Origin of the sequence: Campylobacter sp. VBCF_06 NA8, from assembly GCF_027737825.1 — a bacterium.
Taxonomy (GTDB): domain Bacteria; phylum Campylobacterota; class Campylobacteria; order Campylobacterales; family Campylobacteraceae; genus Campylobacter_B.
This window is the reverse complement of record NZ_JAOVUB010000003.1, coordinates 1-19589: the sequence shown is the minus strand read 5'-3', so window position 1 is coordinate 19589 and position 19589 is coordinate 1. Positions and strand designations below refer to the sequence as shown.

The window sequence follows — 19589 nt, the reverse complement described above, 5'->3', positions numbered from 1 at the left end:
TGAAATTTTGTAAAATTTTATGAAAACAACTTAAAAAAAGCTTAAATGGTGGAGGTGTGCGGGATCGAACCGCAGTCCAAAAACAAACGACCAAAGCCTCTACATGCTTAGCAAAAGTGAAATTCTCGCCCCAGCTTGCTCACTTTCCAAAACAAATCGCCAAAGCAAAGACTAAATTTCGCCCCGCGCCTCGTCAGAGCGCGAAACTACGCTATCTAGGATTACCCGCTACCGCGCTTAGATAGTATGGGCGCAGTGCAGGGCTCGACTGCGATTACGCTACTTTTGCGTAAGCAGGAGCAAAATTTTTGTTATTTGCGTTTAATTTTAATTTGGATTTTATACGCTATATCCGAAGCGGCATGCCACCTTGACCAATCCATTTCTGTCGAAGCCAAGTCACCCCCAAAAGGAAGTCGCACATTTTACTTCAAAAATTTTATATTGTCAAATTTGGGTTAAATTTGCCAAATTTAGGCTATAATCGCAAAAAATTTTTAAGGATTAAATATGGCAAAAATCACTATAAATGACCTTTATAAAATGAAAGAAAACAGCGAAAAAATCGTTATGATTACAGCCTATGACGCACTTTTTGCCAAAATTTTTAACGACCAAGTCGATATGGTGCTAGTAGGCGATAGCCTAAATATGAGCTTTGGCGGACACGCTGAGACTATCGGCATAAGCGTCGATGAGATGATTTATCACGCAAGGGCTGTTAGGCGCGGTCTAACTCACCCGTATTTGGTCGTGGATATGCCGTTTTGTTCGTGCGCCACGCCCCAGCTTGCCCTTAAAAACTGCGCCAAAGTTTATGAAAAAACAGGTTGCGACGCCGTTAAAATCGAAGGCGGAAAGGACTTTGCCGCTACCGTCGAGCTTCTTAGCAAAAACGGCATTGCCGTTATGAGCCACATAGGCTTACGACCGCAACTCTCTCGCTTTCAAGGCGGTTACAAAGTAAGCGGTCGCGAAAAAAATGCGCTAAATTTGCTTCTTGATGACGCAAAAGCCGTGCAAGACGCTGGGGCGGTTTTGCTTCTGCTTGAAGGCACAGTTTCAAGCGTGGCTAATGAAGTAATGAGCGTTGCAAATGTCCCTGTTATCGGTATCGGCGCAGGATCCTGCGACGGACAGGTGCTAGTGTGGAGCGATATGCTAGGATTTTTTGACGAGTTTAAGCCAAAATTTGTAAAACGCTACCTAAACGGCGCCGAACTCGTGCGAGAAGCTGTGAAAAACTACGCTAACGATGTTAAAACTGGCAAATTCCCAAGCGAAGAATTTGAGTATTTGAAATAGGTAGATTTAATGGACAGAATCGTAGAAATAGAAAAATTAAAACTAGATGAAGCGTCGGAAATTTCGCTAAGACCGGCTAATTTCGAGGATTATATCGGGCAAGAAAAAATCAAATCGAACCTAAACATAGCAATCACGGCCGCCAAAAAGCGCGCCGAGTGCCTAGATCATGTGCTGTTTTATGGGCCACCAGGGCTTGGCAAGACCACACTTGCGCACATTATCGCCACGCAAATGGGAGCTAATATCAAAGTAACCGCCGCTCCGATGATAGAAAAAAGTGGCGATTTGGCCGCGATTTTGACAAATCTCGAAGAGGGCGATGTGCTTTTTATCGATGAAATTCACCGCCTCTCCCCGGCAATCGAAGAGGTGCTGTATTCTGCGATGGAGGATTTCCGCCTTGATATCATCATCGGCTCAGGTCCAGCGGCGCAAACCATTAAAATCGATATTCCACACTTTACACTCATCGGTGCGACCACGCGCGCAGGCATGATTTCTGCACCACTTCGCGATCGCTTTGGTATGCAGTTTCGCTTGCAGTTTTATACCACCGAAGAGCTTGCCAAAATCGTAAAAATCGCCTCGATCAAACTCGAAAAAGAGTGCGAAAAAGACGCTAGTTTGGAAATCGCGCGCCGTAGCCGTGGCACGCCACGCATCGCGCTTCGGCTTTTGAAACGCATAAGAGATTTCGCCGAGGTTAAAGACGAGAAAATCATCACCAAAGAGCGCGCGAACGAGGGTTTGGACGCGCTTGGGGTCAATGAGCTCGGATTTGATGAGATGGATTTGCGATACCTTGCGATTTTGGGCGAAGCGGGCAAGAGAGCCATGGGGCTAAGCACCATCGCAGCGGCACTTAGCGAAGATGAAGGCACGATCGAAGATGTCATCGAGCCGTATTTACTCGCAAACGGCTATATCGAAAAGACAGCCAAAGGGCGCATTATGAGCGTGCGCGCAAAATCAGCCCTAGGATACGAAACCAGCCCCAATGAGCGGGGACTTTTTGATTAAATTGCGTTAAATTTTGCAAATTTAACGCAAAATTTTGCAAATTTATAGTCTAAATTTTAAGAACATTTGAGATTGTTTATATTTCTTTGGTTCAAAATTTTTCAACTTTTTGCGCAATATATTCTGCACGATTAAATTCAGCCATTTTTTGCTCCTTTATTAAATTTTTTATTTAGTAGTAGTAATAAAATATATTTTTTTCTGTTTGCGTTTTTGTATGTTTTTTGACCAATTCATCTATATATTCTTTATAGGTAAGATTTGTATCTTTGACGATATCGACATGTCTAGACATATCTTTATCAAATTGATACAACAAAAAACTTTTAACATCTTTGAAATTTTCATCTTTATCTGGTTCTTTATTCATACTATATTGAATTATTTTTTTATATTGATTTTTTTTACGAATAATTTCTTCATCCAAATAAACTAAACTATCAAAATCTAAATTTTTATCACTACAATATTTACCATATCTATTTATTTCTCTATCAAATAATTCTAATAAAATCGGATTTGGCTCCATAGGCGTTCTTGTGATTAAACCGTCTTTTTCTAGTGCGTTTGTTATCATCCATATAGGAACTTCCGAATATGGACTTACACTTTCTGTTTTTCTAATTTTTTTTGCATATTCATCTTTGTATTTATCAAAAATTTCTTGCTCTTTTTTCAAATCAGTTCCTGTTTTCATATCAATTATATATCTAGCTTTCCCTGAAATTGCTCTTCTAAAATAGTAAAAACATTTTTCATAAACTTCTCTCATAAGCTTTTGACTAGGCTGTCCCGAGATATTATTATCAAGCAAAAATTCTAATTCTGTTCTATCGTCCATGTTGTGATAAACACTATTTTCATACATTAGCTTATCTAATTCTAACTCTAAATCAAATCTGCTAGGGTCTGGAAGACTTTTTTTCTCATAATACATATATAAATTTATCTCATCTTGTGTCAAAATTTCTTCTAAACTATTCCCCACTTCAACTTTTGGATAATCAACATTATAAGTAGCATAAGCATAAGGTCTAAAACCACTTTCTAATGCTATTTTCTTAATTTCTATATTGGTCCTAAAAAATGGATAATAAGCCGTAAAACCATGCTTAAAAACATGAGGCTCACTATAAATTGGTTTGGAAGTATTTGTTTCTAAATCATACATTGCTTTCCAATTTCTAATTAAATACCCCTGCACTACCTTTGCTTCTTCAAATTTAACCCCATTATCAAGCAAAAATTTAACCATTTCTGCTTTTTCGTTTTGTATAGCATAAGATAAAGCACAAAGATTATATTTATCATACAAATGCGGATTAGCTCCTAAATTTATAAGCTCCTTTGCTGTATTTATGTCATCATAAAATGCGCTATACATTAAAGGCGTTACTCCATAGTGAAGTGGCTCATCAACGCTGATATTATTATCTTTCATATAAGCTAAAATTTCTTGTGTGTTTTTTGATTTTAGAAGCTGTCTTAAATTTTCCATTTTATCATTATTCATAACATCGTCTGCATCTATATCCCAATAGCGAAACGCAAAATCATCAACTTCTTCTTGGGTTACATATTTTGACAGACCTTTTACTTGCGAAACATTTGTGTCGGCTGTAACTGAAAATGTTTTTATTTTTCTACCACCTATAAAATCGGAATTTAAAGCAAGTATAGCGACAAAAATAAGAACAAAAATAACAAGTGGTTTTTTATCTGACATATTTTTCCTTGATTTTTTAAGGGCTAATTTTACATTGGAAGTGCTTAAATTTACTAAACAAACAAAGGCGCAATGAAAATTTGCAAAATTTAACGCTAAATTTTGCAAATTTATAGTCTAAATTTTAGGAGCATTTGAGATTGTTTATATTTCTTTGGCTCAAAATTTTTCAACTTTTTGCGCAATATATTCTGCACGATTAAATTCTGCCATTTTTGCTCCTTTGTTATTTTTGTTTATTTAATTTTTCTTGTTCTTTTGCTAATTTTTCTCTATCATAAAGTTCTTGTGTTTTTTTTAGTTCTTCCTTAAATAATTTATCTGATATTTTTCTTAATTCTTCAACAAATACTTTCATATTTTCTTCGCCTATAACTTCTTTATATTTTTTAAATATTTCTTGCGAACTATCAGTATCTCCTTGTTTAGTATATACCCTATCTTTATAGTTAAGCTCAAAATGATATATTTCACTTATTTTATAATCTTCATTTAGATATGCTATCAATGCCCTAGTATCTTTAAAGGCTTCGCTAGGCTCGGAGCAGTTATTTTGATATAAATTAACTTTCATTTCAGTTGCATCTTCGTCAATACTTGCTCTACGCCTATAACACTCATAGTATTTATCTCTAAGTATAGAAAATTTAGGCTGTCCGCCGACATTGTGTTTAAGTAGTAATTCTAGCATAGGTTCGTAATTTGGGTAGAGTATAAGTTCTTTATAGATAGAAAATCTAAAATCAAGAGTTGCTAGACATTCTTCTTCGTTAAATAAAAACTCATAATGTGGATCATCTGGTTTTGGAGAACAGCCATTTGCCATATAGCTCTTTATATCAATTGTTTTAGCAAATTCTTCAAAAGTATGACCCCTTATATCTATATCAAAGCCATCTGTATTATACACATAAGGTTTATAGCCACTTTCTAAAACCATTTGGGCTATTTCTATAAGATTATGGCTCACTACAAATTGAAAAAAATATATTGGATAAAATGGCGGTCTGGGTGTTTCTCTAACCTTATAGTAATTTACCTTGGCATCTCCGTCAGTAGCCACTATACTCTCTATGCCGAAATGGGCATCATAAAATATAGCATTGGGAAGTTCCCACCTGCTTTGAATTCCTACAACTTCATCAAATTTAACTCCATTATCGTATAAAAGTTTTACACTTTTTGTAGCGTTGTTTTCTATCGCATACGCCATAGGACTTAGTTTGTATTTATCTTTTTTGTGTGGGTCTGCTCCTAAATTTAAAAGCTCCTTTGCTGTATTTATGTCATCGTAAAAACTAGCATACATTAAAGGCGTTACTCCATAGTGAAGTGGCTCATCAACGCTGATATTATTATCTTTCATATAATTTAGTATTTCTTGTGTATTTTTTGATTTTAGAAGCAGTCTTAAATTTTCCATTTTGTCGTTATTCATGACTTTATCTTTATCGATATTCCAATGTCTAAACGCAAACCCATCAACTTCTTCTTGGGTTACATATTTCGACAGACCTTTTACTTGCGAAACATTTGTATCGGCAGTAACTGAAAAAGTTTTTATTTTTCTACCACCCATAAAATCGGAATTTAAAGCAAGTATAGCGATAAAAATAAGAACAAAAATAACAAGTGGTTTTTTATCTGACATATTTTTCCTTGATTTTTTAAGGGCTAATTTTACATTGGAAGCGCTTAAATTTACTAAACAAAAAAGGCATAATGAAAATTTGCAAAATTTAACGCAAATTTTGCAAATTTTAAAAAATTTCAAATATTAAAATTCAGGCGAAATTCGTTTTTATCATAGCTTATTAGTCCGTCTTTCGCCATTTTGCTAAGTTCGTTTGACATAGCGCTTCGATCCACACCCAAATAATCAGCCAGCCCCTGCCTAGAAAACGGCACACAAAAGCTGGTGCTTGCGTTTTTGAGTGCTTGCTCACCAAAATAAGAAAGCAATCTCTCTCGTATAGTCTTGGGCGCAGTGTGCATCATACGGGCTGAGAGATTTAGGTTTTTGTTGCTTGAAATTTTAAACAGATTATAGATGATTTTGTGATGATAGGGGCAATTTTTGGCACAAGAAGTTAGAATTTTGCGCAAATTTAAAAATAAAATTTCACTTGGCTCTGCGCTTACGACATCGCATTCTAGGGGTTTTGCGCTTATGGCGTAGTTTGCAGCAAATATATCGCCTCTGGTAATACGCCCAAAAATATTGCTATTTCCACGCAAGAAATTTACGACAATATCCACGCTCCCGCTTAGCACGAGCCCGATTTTTGCAGTGGTGTCCCCACAGCGAAAGATTATCTCATCTTTGGCGAATTTCGCCCTTTGTGCTTCCAAGCAAGGGAGCAAATCTGCAATCTCATCTTCGCTTATGCCGTTAAAAAGTATGGTTTTGGATAAATTCATAAATTTTGCCTTTTTGTTGTTATAACAACAGAAATTAATTTTGCATTATATTATAATGCGCCTTGAATTTCAAATTTCAAAGGAGAAATTATGGAAAATATGTTTTGTTTCCAATGCCAAGAGACGGCTAAAAACACAGGCTGCACGATTAGCGGCGTATGTGGCAAAAAGCCAGAAGTTGCAGCTATGCAAGATCTGCTAGTGTGGGTTACAAAAGCTCTTTCTAGCGTAGCTTGTGCGCTAAGGGCGCAGGGTAAAAGCGTAGCAAAAGAGGTAAATCACAGAGTAACGATGAATTTATTCGTAACTATCACAAATGCAAATTTCGATAATCCTGCGATTATCGCAATTATCAAAAAAACCCTAGAAATGAAAAAATCGCTTATCGCAAATTTAGGCGATTGTTCAAATTTGCCAAGTTTTGCCCTTTGGGAGGGAGATGAGAGCGAATTTGCACAAAAAGCAAGAGAAGTCGGAGTTTTAAGCACGGCTGATGAGGACAAACGAAGCCTAAAAGAGCTTACCACTTATGGATTAAAGGGGCTTGCTGCGTATATGAAACACGCAAACGCCCTAAATAAGGAAGATGAGAGCATTGATATTTTTATCCAAGAGGCTTTGGCAAAAACCCTTGATGATAGCCTAAGCATTGATGATTTAATCGCTCTTGCCATGGAGACTGGCAAATTTGGCGTATCTGGCATGGCTTTGCTAGATAGCGCAAATACAAGCGCTTACGGCAATCCTGAGATTAGCGAAGTAAATATCGGCGTAGGGAAAAATCCCGGAATTTTAATCTCAGGGCATGATTTGCGCGATTTAGAAATGCTATTGGAGCAGACACAAGGCAGCGGCGTAGATGTCTATACACACTCTGAAATGCTTCCAGCCCACTACTATCCGTTTTTCAAAAAATATCCGAATTTCATCGGAAATTACGGTAATGCGTGGTGGAAGCAAAAAGAGGAATTTGAGAAATTTAATGGCCCTATTTTAATGACGACAAACTGCGTCATAATCCCGCCTGAGAGCTACAAACACAGACTTTGGACGACAGGTGCTGTGGGCGTGGAGGGTTGCTTGCACATTAAGGGCGAACACGGCGAAAATAAGGATTTTGGCGCCATAATCGAGCAGGCCAAAACCTGCGCCCCACCGACACAAATCGAAAGTGGTAAAATCGTAGGCGGTTTTGCTCACGCACAGGTTTTCGCCCTAGCTGATAAGGTCGTAGAAGCTGTAAAATCAGGCGCAATCCGTAAATTTGTCGTCATGGCTGGGTGCGACGGACGGGCGAAATCTAGGGAGTATTACACTGAGTTTGCAAAAGCTTTGCCAAAAGACACCGTGATTTTAACCGCAGGTTGTGCGAAATACAAATACAATAAGCTTAGCCTTGGCGATATCGGCGGAATCCCGCGTGTCCTAGACGCTGGTCAGTGTAACGATTCATACTCACTTGCGCTAATTGCTTTGAAATTAAAAGAAATTTTCGGTCTAAATGATATAAATGAGCTTCCTTTGGCGTTTAATATCGCTTGGTATGAGCAAAAGGCGGTTATCGTGCTTTTAGCGCTTTTATATCTTGGCGTGAAAAATATCCACTTAGGCCCTACACTTCCAGCGTTTTTATCGCCAAATGTGGCAAAGGTATTGGTCGAAAACTTCGGCATTGCGGGCATTAGCTCGGTTGAGGCCGATATGAGATTGCTTGTTGGATAAATAATAATAGTTCTCCTTTTATGCTCGCCGTTTTGGCGAGCAAATTTTAACCCCAAATTCGCTATAATCTTTCTTCAAATTTCACAAAAAGGCTAAAAATGAAATTCATAAAATTTTGCGCTATTGTGGCGTTTTGCGCCGTGTTTTTGGGTTGCGAAAGCGAAAAAAGCGTGGATTATTACAGGGCAAATTTAAGCGCAGCCAAAGAGCGAGTGGCGCAGTGTAAAGGCATAAAAAACAAATCCAAAAAAACAGCCAAAGAGTGCGCAAACGCGAGCACGGCGCTTTCGCAAGTGGCGGCGAAAATGGATTTAGAAGCAAATCGTGCCAAGCTTAGCATAGGAGCGATTGTGCAGGATTTCACCACGCATTATATCGCGCAGGGCGAGTTTGGCGCGCCTGCTTCTATGAGTGGCGTCTCACTTCCTTTGCGTGTGGGAAGCGTGGTTTGTGCGGAGTTTGAGCGCAAAAGTGGAGATGAAATGTGGCTTGTGATAAACCGAGATGATGAGTTTTGCGCCGTGGTTTATAATGAGTTTAGACAGGGCGAAATTTCAGTGGCAAATTCGGCTAAAATCATTGTAAAATAGGCAAAATTTTAAAATTTTGCTTCGCAAATCCCAAATACTGGCGCGAAATTTTCTTTTAAATTTCAATAATCTTATTTGCATAATTTTGCAATTTCTTTTCGCAAAAATTCTGGGTAAATGGTGCAAATTTCGGGGTGTAAATTTATATACTTTTTAACTTCATTTAACCCAATACCGTGTTTTTTATCATCATAAATCAAAAATCCAGCGTAAAATTGAGCCGTATAAAGTCTCGTTAAGTATTGATAAAAAAAGTAGTTGTGAAAGCCACTTACTATCTCTTCATTTTTGCTACTAAATGTAGCCAAAGCCTCAAAATGCGCTTCCAAGCTCTTTTCATGCAAAAGTTCTAATAATTGGGATTTTTGCTCTGTAAATGAGCGTTCGTATAGATAAGACTTGTAGTCTTTGCCTGCTTGGGCGCTGATTTTTTTGACGATTTGCAAATCTACATTTTGCATTTCTTTCAGAGCTTGCAATATGCCAGCTAGATTTAGCACTTCGGTTGGGTGTCCGCATGGATCGCCTACGCAGGTTTCTAGCTCGTTAAATTTGGCTAAATTTTCCGTGCCGTTTGAGAGCAGAAAATCGACCTTTTCTTGCAAATACTCTTTGTAAAATTCTAAGGTCTTATCGAATTTGTTTTGATTTTGTGTTTGAGTTGCAATAAGTAAAAAATTTAGCCTTTGATCTAGTAGGAAATATTCTACAAATTCTTGATTTTTCAAGGTTTTGAGCTTTGTTAAATTTGCTATATTTTCATCTTGCCACTCCCGGCTCAAATCTAGCAATTTTTGTGTTTGGGTAGAGTTGTTTGCGTCTAAATTGCTAAGTTCTTTTGCAAATTCAGTTTTATCAAAAGCAAAAATTTGCCCCACAAGAGATAAAAACAGCAATATTTTTTTCATAAAAATTCCTTGAATAAAATGCGAAATTTTATCTTTTTAAATTTAAAATTTAGTTTGATTTTGTTTTCACAGAATTTTAAGAGAGGTAAAATTTCGGCGCAGTATTTATAGCCTGTGGTAGCGAATTTGAAAGAATTTGGCGTAAAATTTGAAATTTAAAAATTAAATTTATAAAATACCCCTTTTGAAATTTAAAGGATAAAATTTGGCAAATAACGAAAATTTAGACGCACTTTCGCACTCGCGCCCTAATATCGTCGATTCCAAGGGCGAACCGCTGGGCAAAGCTAGTGCGAAAAACGCAAAAACGAGCAAGATTTTTTTCATCGGTATAATTTTATTTCTGTTTTGTTGCGTGATTTATCTGTTTTCGCCGTTTTTGCTGGCGATTGCGATTGGGGTTTTGATTTCGATTTCGACATCTGGTTTGCATGTCAAAATCCTCTCATTTGTGCGTGGCAAAAAGGTGCTAGGCTCGCTTTTGACGACGCTTGTGCTGTGCGTGGTGCTGTTTGTGCCATTTATCTATGCTGGCACGCAGATTACGAAAAATATCGCGCATTTTGACATTTCTAGCCTAAATTTAATGGTCGAAAACGCCAAAAATATGGATATTCAGCTTCCAAAGGCACTAAATGGATTTGAGGCGCAAATCAAGGAATTTTTGGGCAACCTAGACATCGCAGCCACTGCGAAACAGGCGTTTTCATACTTTTCTGTGGCGGGCAAATCGAGCCTAAAATTTATCGCTGATATGGTGTTAATCATCATTTTTTGCTTCTTTTCATACCTTTATGGCGCCGATATTGCGGGATTTATCAAAAAAATCGTCCCCGTCAAAGCCGAGCAGCTTGATTATATCTTCGCAGAGACCGCAAACACCATGAGCGTGGTGCTATACTCGACGATTTTTAACGCCGTTTTGCAAGGGCTTTTGTTTTCGGTGATTGCTGGAAGCTACGGATTTGACCCTGTGTTAATGGGCGTAATTTTTGGATTTTGCTCGCTAATCCCAGCAATCGGTGGCGCGCTCGTGTATGTGCCTACTGCGCTAATCGTCTTTATCGGGGGTTCGACGAGTGGCGCGCTTATTATTTTGATTTATTGCGTGGTGATGATTTCGACGATCGCTGATAGCTTTGTAAAGCCGCTTGTGATTAAATTTATCAACTCGCGCCTTGTCAAAAATCCCGCCAAAATCAACGAAATTTTAATCTTTTTCTCAATGCTAGCTGGAATTTCGACCTTTGGGTTTTGGGGCGTGATACTAGGCCCTGCGATACTGACGCTGTTTTTAAGCGTGCTAAGCCTGTATGATTATCTCAAAAGCGCAGATTTTCAGTGAGTTTTCAAATTTATCGCTACAATCGCAATCGCGACGCCGTTATCGTGCGTAATCGAAAGCGATGAGGCTTTTATGCGGAATTTCTTTTTTAGTTTTTTTGTGAATTTAAAATTTGGCGCACCAAATTTATCTTTGTAAATTTTGGCGTCTTTGAAGCTAAATTTCGCTCCAATACCCACGCCAAGCGCCTTAGATAGAGCTTCTTTGGCGGCATACGCCCCAGCGATACTCTCATCGCGCACGAAAATTTCCCGCTCACTCTTGCGCAAAATTTTACGCAAAAACTTCGCGCCGTATTTTTCGCGAAGTCTTACGATACGGGAAATTTGGGTAATATCCGTGCCGATTTTTAGCATTTATAGAGTTTCTTTGATCTCGATATCTAGGATTTTATCGCCGGCTCTAATCGCATCAAGCACGGCTAATCCCGCATTATCCACGACCTTGCCAAATACCGTATGCACGCCGTCAAGGTGCGGTTGCGCGCTGTGGCAGACGAAAAACTGGCTTCCGCCTGTGTTGCGTCCAGCATGCGCCATGCTTAGCGAGCCTCGTTCGTGGCGGTGTTTTTGACCTACGCACTCGCAGTTTATGCGCCAGCCAGGACCGCCTGTGCCAGTGCCGTAAGGGCAGCCGCCTTGGATTACGAAATTTGGGATAACTCGGTGAAAATTTAGCCCCTTATAAAAGCCTGAATTTGCAAGTGTGGCGAAATTTGTTACAGCTTGTGGTGCCTCGTCTGCGTATAATTCTAGTGTCATGTCGCCTTTGTCTGTGTGGATTATGGCGAATTTTAGCTTTGATAGCGCGCTTTCGTCGATTTCATAGACTTTTAACTCTTCCATTTTTGCTCCTTATTCGATATTTGTGTAGATTGCTTGCACATCGTCGTCGTCTTCGAGGCGGTCTAGTAGCGCGTCGATATCGGCGATTTGCTCGTCGCTGAATTCGTGTTTGTCGTTGGCGATGAATTTCAAATTTCCGCTAATTAGCTCCAAACCTAGCTTTTCGATACCCTCGTTTAGAGTGCCGAAATTTTCGTATTCGCCGTAGATGATTAGCGTTTTTTCGCTCTCGCCTTTGTCGTTTTCGAACTCATTTACTTCGATTTCGCTTAGTCCAAAATCAATTAGTTCGAGTTCTAGCTCCTCGATATCTGCGCCATCTGGGAATTTCGTCTCAAAAACCGCCTTGCGTGAAAACATAAATTTCAAACTTCCGCTTGGCAAAAACTCGCCCTTGCCTTTGTTGAAGGCTGATTTTATGTTTGCAACCGTGCGGGTAGGGTTGTCTGTGGCGCACTCGACGATGACAAGCGCGCCGTGTGGGGCTTTGCCGTCGTAAAATACGGTTTTGATCTCCGCGCTATCCTTGCCACTGGCGCGTTTAATCGCCGCGTCGATATTGTCCTTTGGCATGTTTTGCGCCTTTGCAGTCGCGATTGCAGCGCGAAGTTTGGCGTTCATTTCAGGATCTTCGCCACCTTCTTTGGCTGCCATTGTGATTGCCTTGCCAAGTTTTGGGAAAAGTTTGCTCATTTTCCCCCATCTAGCCTCTTTTGCCGCTCGTCTATATTCAAACGCTCGTCCCATAAATTATCCTTGTGAATTTAAAATTTAAAAACCTGCGATTGTAGCAAAATTTGGCTTAAATTTTGTGTTATGGTGGATATTTGCAGTATTTTAAATCAAATTTCGCTAAAATCACAAAATTTTTAAATTTCAAAATTTTGGGAAATGAATATGCCACTTTTCAAACGAAAAATCGCACAAAATCAGACGCAAAACTCCGAACTGCTCGAACAACGCTACGCAAATTTATTAAAATTTCAAGCTAAAATCGAACTTCTAAAAACCATAAAAGAAGAAGAGTATCAGACGGATTTTTTACACGATATTTTTGAGGCTTGCCTAGGCTACACGCTAAAAACGACAAATCCGCAAAATTTCAACCTAGCAAGAGAGAGCAAAAACGAAACTGACGCCAAAAAGGCTGACGGCGCAATCCTAGGCGCAAACGGCGAAGTTATCGGCGTTATCGAGCTAAAAGACCAAAAAACGCACGATTTGGACAAAATCGAAAATCAAGCCTTTAATTATCACAATTCAAACTCAAAAAGCCGTTATATCATCATCTCAAATTTCGATGAAATTCGCCTATATATCGATAAAAAGACAGCTTACGAAAAATTCAGCCTTTTTACGATGAGCCGTGCGGAATTTGAGTTTTTTCACCAAATTTTATGCTTTGAGAACATAATCTCAAACGCAACGCTAAATTTGCTAAAAGAAAGCGAGAATTTCGAGCAAGAAATTTCTAAAAAACTCTACGCTGATTTTAGTGAATTTCGTCTAAAACTCTTTGAAAACGCTGTTTCGCTAAATTCGCAAATTTCGCAAACTACGATTTTAAGCCTAACCCAAAAACTCTGCGACCGCATTATTTTCGTCCTTTTTGCCGAAGATATGGGGCTTTTAAAATCAAATTTGGTTAGCGAAATAAATGATAAATTTACCCAGTTAAAGGACATTGCCGATATGTCGCTTTATCAAATTTGGCAGAAATATTTCGAAGCGATTGACAAAGGAAGCCAAAATTTGCAAATCCCGGCTTACAACGGCGGACTTTTTGCCACTGATGAGACGCTAAATTCACTAAGGCTTAGCGATGAAATTTTACAAAGCTATATCGCCAAACTCTCATCTTATGACTTTGCAAGCGACATCGGCGTAAATATCTTAGGTCATATTTTCGAGCAGAGCCTAAGCGATTTAGAAGAGTTAAATTCGCAAATAATCGGCGAAAAATTTGAAAAAACAAACTCCAAACGCAAGAAAGACGGCATTTTCTACACACCTGAATACATTGTGAAATTTATTATTAGCCAAACGCTAGGCGAGATTTGCGAAAACGAAAAGTCAAGGCTAAATTTGCACGAAATTTCACTTCCCAAAAACCCAAAACGCCTTAGCAAAGCAGAAACGCAAACACTCGAAAATATCCGTGCTTACAAAGATTTTTTGCTAAATTTAAAAATCATCGACCCAGCCTGTGGAAGTGGAGCATTTTTAAACGGGGCTTTGGATTTTCTCATTAACGAACACAAAAATTTAGATAAATTTCGCAAAATTTACGAAAACGAAGCTTTGCCGTTATACGACATAGAACCCCAGATTTTAGAAAACAACCTTTTTGGCGTAGATATTAACGCCGACGCTGTGCAAATCGCCAAACTCTCACTTTGGCTTCGCACCGCGCAAAAGGGGCGAAAACTGACAGATTTATCAAACAATATAAAATGCGCGAATTCGCTTTTAGATTTTCCGTTTGATTTCAAATTCGACTGCGTTTTAGGCAATCCGCCCTATATCAGAGTGCAAGGCTTAAAAGCACACCACGAACAAGAAAGTAAAATTTACGAGCAAAAATTTACTTCTGCCACAGGAAATTACGATATTTATGTGCTTTTTATGGAACAAGGTTTTAAATGGCTTAACAAAAACGGCAAATTAGGCTTTATTTTGCCACATAAATTTTTGATTTCAGATTTTGGAAACGGAATTCGCAAATTTTTAAGCCAAAACAAAGCCCTTGAAAAACTCTATCATTTCGGTAGCCACAGCGTTTTTAGCGACGCTTCGACTTATACTTGTATCTGTATTTTATCGCACGATAACCAAAAGCTTAAATTTACACATTTAAATCCAAACGAACTAACAAATTCGCTAAATTTAAACGAAATTTCATATCAAAATTTAAGTAGCGACAAATGGAATTTAACAGACAACAAAACAGCAAATATTTTAAAAAAGATAAATTCTCAACCGCTCAAAGTCCAAGATGTTTTTGCCAAAATTTTTCAAGGTATTGCAACTAGTGGCGATGATGTTTATCTATTGCAAATCACCAAAAACGGACTTTATTCCAAAGCATTAGATAAAATCGTCGAAGTCGAAAACGAACTTTTAAAACCGATTTTAAAAGGCGAAGACATTAAACGCTATGCAAATTTGCAAAATCGCTATTTTGTGATTTTTCCTTATATTTTAGAAAACGGCAAAGCAATGCCTATGAGCGAAGATTATATAAAGTCAAATTTTCCAAATGGTTATAAATATTTAAAAGAAAATGAAACTTTTTTGCGTGGTAGAGAAAAAGGCAAAATGGATAAAGATGGCTGGTTTTTATATATCTATCCAAAAAGTTTAAATTTGATAGATAGTAAAAAATTAGTTGTGCCCGATATAACTTTTGGAATTCAAATTTCTTTTGATAATATTGGTTATTGTATAAAAAATGGTGGTTACGGAATAGTAATAAATGATAAATTTAGTGAATTTACAAAATTTTATCTTGCGATATTAAATTCAAAACTTTTATGGTTTTATCTAAAAAATATAGGAACAGAGTTAAGGGGTGGATATTTTAGATTTAATACAAATTATATAAATCCTTTTGGGTTACCAAAACTTGCAAATTTAGACGAACAAAAGCCGTTTATCCAAAAAGTTGATTTACTTTTAGATTTAAACAAAAATTTACAAACCACAAAAACCGAATTTTTGCGTGAGCTGAATTTAGAAAAAATACCGCAAAAACTAAATGAATTTGAAAATTTAGAATTCGACGAATTTATCAAAGAATACGCAAAAGCCAAAAAAGAAAAATTCGCTGACAAACTCGCCGAAGTGAAATTTAAAAATTGCTATCAAGGCTTTTTTAGCGAATACAAATCTCAGGTGCTGTCTTTAAAATCGCAAATTTTAAGAAGCGAAAATGAGCTAAATTCACTTGTTTATAAGCTCTACGATTTAACTGCCGATGAAATCGCTTTAATCGAAAACTCTTAATTCTCGCAATGCCCAATCTGTCATTGCGAGGCGACGCAGTCGCCGTGGCAATCTACGACTTTAAAATTTAAGGTCAGCGTTTTTGCAAATTTACCGCAAAGAATTTTAAACTCGTAGATTGCTTCGTCGCTGTTTCACAGCTCCTCGCAATGACAATAGCGAGTAATTTTGCATAATCTGTCATTGCGAGAAACGGCGCAAGCCGTTTCGTGGCAATCTACGAGCCAAAATTACCAAACGCTATAATCCGTGTCATTGCGAGAGCCGAAAGGCTCGAAGCAATCCAGTAAAATTTAGAGAGAATTTAAAATTAATCAAAATTTATCTGAATTTCCCTGGATTGCAACGCTGGGCTCGCAATGACAGCAAAAACACACGCTTTAAATTTTAAATTCGTAGATTACTTCGCTTTCTGCGAAAGCTCGCAATGACAAATCAAGGCAAATTTTGCCCAATCTGTCATTGCGAGAAACGGCGCAAGCCGTTTCGTGGCAATCTACGACTTTAAAATTTAAGGTCAGCGTTTTTTCAAATTTACCGCAAAGAAATTTTAAACTCGTAGATTGCTTCGTCGCTACGCTCCTCGCAATGACAAAAAAAGTGTCATTGCGAGACCACGAAGTGGTCGTGGCAATCCAGTAAAATTTAGAGAGAATTTGAATTAATCAAAATTTATCTGAATTTCCCTGGATTGCAACGCTGGGCTCGCAATGACAGCAAAAACACACGCTTTAAAATTTTAAACTCGTAGATTGCTTCGTCGCTGTTTCACAGCTCCTCGCAATGACAAATCAACGCGCATTTCGGGGCAGTATTTCAAACTTGCGGTAGCGGAAAGCTCGCAATGACAATAGCGGGTAATTTTGTTTCGCTTCGCTTGCAATGACAAATTTTCGGCGCAGTATTATGGGGTTGCGCTAGCGAAATTCCAAACATTTAACTTTATGATATACAATCGCAAAATATTTTTCAAGGAGTGAATATGTCTTTTAAACAAACTATGAAATTTAGCGCACCAAATGTTATGTGCAATGGTTGCGCAAACACCATAAAAAAGGCGCTTAGCGAGGAGTTTGGCGAGATTAGCGTAGATGTAGAAAACAAGGTCGTAAGCGTAAATTTAAGCGCGGATGAGGTGGAAAAATTCCTTAGCGAAATGGACGATTTGGGATTTAGCGCAACCAAAATTTAATCGCAAATGTCACAAAAATTTAATCTAAACATAGTCGGAATGACCTGCGTGAATTGCTCGAACGCAATCGAGCGAGTTACGCGCAAGATTGAGGGCGTAGAAAGCGCAAATGTGAGCTTCACAGCTGGGGTCGGCGAATTTGAAGTCGCAAATGAAGCTGTCCTAGACGCCGTAAAAGCAAAAATCACAAAACTAGGCTATGAAATCGCCACAAACTACGAAGAGCTGGAAGCCAAAAAGGCGCGAAATTTAAAAAATATGCTTTTTAAATTCGTTTTAGCCGTGATTTTAGCGTGTCTTATAATGCTAATCGAAATGAAATCAAATTTCAGCTTCGCCGTAAAAGCCACGATTTGCGCTGTGCTGGGCGCCGTCGTGCTTGGCTTTTGTGGCAAAAACTTCTTTTACCACGCGCTAGGCTCACTTAAAAACAAAAACTACGATATGAATGTGCTGGTCTCGCTTGGCTCGTCTGCGGCGTATTTGTATTCGCTAGGAAGTGCGATTTTCGTCCATTTTAAGGGCGAAAGTCAGTGGGCGAATTTGTATTTTAGCTCATCAGCGATGATAATTGCTTTCATATTGCTAGGAAAATACCTTGAAGAGCGAAGCAAACTAAAAGCCAATGATTACATTAAAAAACTTATCGATTTAAGCCCAAAAAAGGCGGTTTTGATTAACCCGGACGGCACGACAAGCGAAATTTTAGCTAATGAACTAAAACCGGGCGATAAAGTTTTAGTCAAAAACGGCGCGCAAATCCCGGGCGACGGCGTGGTCATAGAAGGCGCGGCTGAAATCGATACAAGCCTTATAACAGGCGAGAGTTTAGCCGTTTTTAAAAAGACGGGCGACACGGTAAATGCTGGGTGCGTGAGTATAGAGGGAATTTTGCAGGTCGAAATCACCAAATTTTCGCACCAAAGCGTTTTGGCTGAAATCAAAAATCTTCTAAGCGAAGCAGGAAGCAAAAAAATGCCGATTTCTCGCTTTGCTGATAAAATCGCAAATATCTTTGTGCCAAGCGTGATTTTTATCGCCGTTTGCGTGTTTTTGATTTGGCTAGTCGCAGGGAAAGCCCATATCGGCTTACTTTGCGCGATTTGCGTTTTGATTATTTCATGCCCTTGCGCTTTGGGTTTGGCTACGCCCATTGCGATAGTTTGCGCTATTTCAAATGCCGCTAAAAACGGCGTTTTGGTGAAAAACCCGGAAGTTTTAGAAATCCTAAAAGATACGAAAATCGCCGTTTTTGACAAAACAGGCACACTCAGCAGGGGCGAAATTTCTGTAAATTTTACAAATTTAAGCGATGAAAATCTAGGGCTAATCGCAAGCGCGCAAATGCTTAGCGAACACCCGATTTCAAAAGCGATTGTGAAATTTGCAAAAGAAAAAGGGCTTAAATTTGCTAAATTTGACGGAGAATTTGAGAGTTTGCTGGGTCGTGGTATAAAGGCGCAAAACGGCGAATTTACGCTACTAGCGGGAAATAAAGAGCTTTTAAATGAAAACGGCGTGGAATTTGAAACGCCAAAAAATGCAGATGAATTTTTATATAACGGCTTTGGCGTGATTTTTGTGGCTATTGAGCACGAATTCGTGGGCTTTGTGGCACTTAGCGACATTTTGCGTGATGAAGCGAGTGAGTGTATAAGGGCACTTAAAAATCAAGGCATAAAAACCATAATGCTAACAGGCGACAACGCCAAAACGGCGAATTTCATCGGCAAAAGTTTAGGCATAGATGAGATCATCAGCGAAGTTTTGCCAAGTCAAAAATACGAATTTATCTCAAATTTAAAAAACGGCGAAAAAGTCCTTTTTGTAGGAGATGGCATAAACGACGCTCCGTCACTCAAAACCGCAGACATAGGCGTTGCGATGAACTCAGGCAGCGACATCGCCAAAGGTGCGGGGGATATAATCTTTATCAAAAACGACTTGCGAAATTTGGCTTATTTGATAAATTTGTCGCAAAAAACCATGACGACGATAAAACAAAACCTTTTTTGGGCGTTTTTTTACAATCTCATCTGCATACCTGTGGCGGCAGGAATTTTATATCCTTTGTGGGGTGTCTTGCTAAAACCGATGTTTGGCGCAGCAGCAATGTGTTTTAGCTCAGTAACCGTGGTGCTAAATTCAATCCGTCTAAAATTTGCGAGAATTTAGAAATAAATTTAAGCACTTCTAAGATTTTACAGAGGAAATTCGCACGGTGCAAAATGCGCGAACAGCGCTTTTGCGTGCAAATTAAATGTAGATAAAGGGGTGCAATCCCACAAAACCAGCATAGCGGTCCGCGAAGCCTAAGCAGGTTTTGCTTAGCCTACGGCTCGTCTAAACTTACCTAAATACGCGCGCTGGCACTTTACTCCACTTTACTCCACTTTACTCCACTTTACTCCACTTTACTCCACTTTACTCCACTTTACTCCACTTTACTCCACTTTACTCCACTTTACTCCACTTTACTCCACTTTACTCCACTTTACTCCACTTTA

15 protein-coding genes and 1 other RNA gene are annotated in these 19589 nt (G+C 38.7%); 8 read left to right on the top strand and 8 right to left on the bottom strand.

Annotated elements, in window-relative coordinates:
• Window positions 1–46: 46 nt before the first annotated feature.
• Window positions 47–407, bottom strand: a transfer-messenger RNA (tmRNA) gene (ssrA, locus tag OFO10_RS04445).
• A gap of 103 nt (window positions 408–510) precedes the next feature.
• Between ssrA and panB the strand changes: the two genes are divergently transcribed.
• Window positions 511–1305, top strand: a complete 795-nt coding sequence (panB, locus tag OFO10_RS04440; RefSeq protein WP_270866239.1) for a 3-methyl-2-oxobutanoate hydroxymethyltransferase — start codon at window positions 511–513, stop codon at window positions 1303–1305.
• Window positions 1306–1314: 9 nt separating this feature from the next.
• Complete coding sequence (ruvB, locus tag OFO10_RS04435; RefSeq protein WP_270866238.1) at window positions 1315–2328, top strand: Holliday junction branch migration DNA helicase RuvB; 1014 nt, start codon at window positions 1315–1317, stop codon at window positions 2326–2328.
• Window positions 2329–2500: 172 nt separating this feature from the next.
• Here the strand turns inward: ruvB and OFO10_RS04430 are convergent, their stop codons facing one another.
• From OFO10_RS04430 to OFO10_RS04420, 3 genes are all read right to left on the bottom strand, one after another.
• Window positions 2501–4054 carry an ankyrin repeat domain-containing protein gene (locus tag OFO10_RS04430; RefSeq protein ID WP_270866237.1) on the bottom strand — a complete coding sequence of 518 codons (1554 nt, stop codon included), beginning with the start codon at window positions 4052–4054 and terminating at the stop codon, window positions 2501–2503.
• 226 nt (window positions 4055–4280) lie between these two features.
• Window positions 4281–5705, bottom strand: coding sequence for an ankyrin repeat domain-containing protein (locus tag OFO10_RS04425; RefSeq protein WP_270866236.1), 1425 nt, complete (start codon window positions 5703–5705; stop codon window positions 4281–4283).
• A 119-nt stretch (window positions 5706–5824) separates the two neighbouring features.
• Window positions 5825–6475 (bottom strand): Crp/Fnr family transcriptional regulator, encoded by a 651-nt coding sequence (locus OFO10_RS04420; RefSeq protein WP_270858173.1) that lies wholly within the window; start codon window positions 6473–6475, stop codon window positions 5825–5827.
• A gap of 90 nt (window positions 6476–6565) precedes the next feature.
• On the opposite strand from OFO10_RS04420, the gene hcp reads away from it, so the two are divergent.
• Together hcp and OFO10_RS04410 are read left to right on the top strand one after the other, a co-directional pair.
• Complete coding sequence (gene hcp / locus OFO10_RS04415) at window positions 6566–8197, top strand: hydroxylamine reductase (protein ID WP_270866235.1); 1632 nt, start codon at window positions 6566–6568, stop codon at window positions 8195–8197.
• 98 nt (window positions 8198–8295) lie between these two features.
• Window positions 8296–8787: an EexN family lipoprotein gene (locus tag OFO10_RS04410; RefSeq protein ID WP_270866234.1), complete on the top strand. Its 492-nt coding sequence runs from the start codon at window positions 8296–8298 to the stop codon at window positions 8785–8787.
• Between the two features lie 71 nt (window positions 8788–8858).
• On the opposite strand, the gene OFO10_RS04405 is transcribed toward OFO10_RS04410, so the two are convergent.
• On the bottom strand, window positions 8859–9695 hold the full coding sequence (locus tag OFO10_RS04405) for a hypothetical protein (RefSeq protein ID WP_270866233.1): 837 nt from the start codon (window positions 9693–9695) through the stop codon (window positions 8859–8861).
• Between the two features lie 277 nt (window positions 9696–9972).
• On the opposite strand from OFO10_RS04405, the gene OFO10_RS04400 reads away from it, so the two are divergent.
• Window positions 9973–11040: an AI-2E family transporter gene (locus OFO10_RS04400; RefSeq protein WP_333721404.1), complete on the top strand. Its 1068-nt coding sequence runs from the start codon at window positions 9973–9975 to the stop codon at window positions 11038–11040.
• Here the strand turns inward: OFO10_RS04400 and acpS are convergent.
• Genes acpS through OFO10_RS04385 form a run of 3 tightly spaced genes read right to left on the bottom strand, consistent with a single transcriptional unit; the run spans window position 11034 to window position 12632 of the window.
• Window positions 11034–11396, bottom strand: a complete 363-nt coding sequence (acpS, locus tag OFO10_RS04395) for a holo-ACP synthase (protein WP_270862589.1) — start codon at window positions 11394–11396, stop codon at window positions 11034–11036. The two genes, OFO10_RS04400 and acpS, sit on opposite strands and share 7 nt — an antisense overlap.
• On the bottom strand, window positions 11397–11885 hold the full coding sequence (locus tag OFO10_RS04390; protein ID WP_270862590.1) for a peptidylprolyl isomerase: 489 nt from the start codon (window positions 11883–11885) through the stop codon (window positions 11397–11399).
• A gap of 9 nt (window positions 11886–11894) precedes the next feature.
• The gene (locus tag OFO10_RS04385) at window positions 11895–12632 is read right to left on the bottom strand and encodes a YebC/PmpR family DNA-binding transcriptional regulator (protein WP_270858167.1); all 738 of its coding nucleotides are present in this window, start codon (window positions 12630–12632) and stop codon (window positions 11895–11897) included.
• 150 nt (window positions 12633–12782) lie between these two features.
• Here OFO10_RS04385 and OFO10_RS04380 point away from each other — a divergent pair, with 150 nt between their 5' ends.
• The 3 genes from OFO10_RS04380 (at window position 12783) to OFO10_RS04370 (ending at window position 19257) form a co-directional block, all read left to right on the top strand.
• Window positions 12783–15890: an Eco57I restriction-modification methylase domain-containing protein gene (locus OFO10_RS04380; protein ID WP_270866231.1), complete on the top strand. Its 3108-nt coding sequence runs from the start codon at window positions 12783–12785 to the stop codon at window positions 15888–15890.
• 982 nt (window positions 15891–16872) lie between these two features.
• Complete coding sequence (locus tag OFO10_RS04375; RefSeq protein ID WP_442867986.1) at window positions 16873–17082, top strand: heavy-metal-associated domain-containing protein; 210 nt, start codon at window positions 16873–16875, stop codon at window positions 17080–17082.
• Between the two features lie 6 nt (window positions 17083–17088).
• On the top strand, window positions 17089–19257 hold the full coding sequence (locus OFO10_RS04370; protein WP_270866230.1) for a heavy metal translocating P-type ATPase: 2169 nt from the start codon (window positions 17089–17091) through the stop codon (window positions 19255–19257).
• The last annotated feature ends 332 nt before the right edge of the window (window positions 19258–19589 follow it).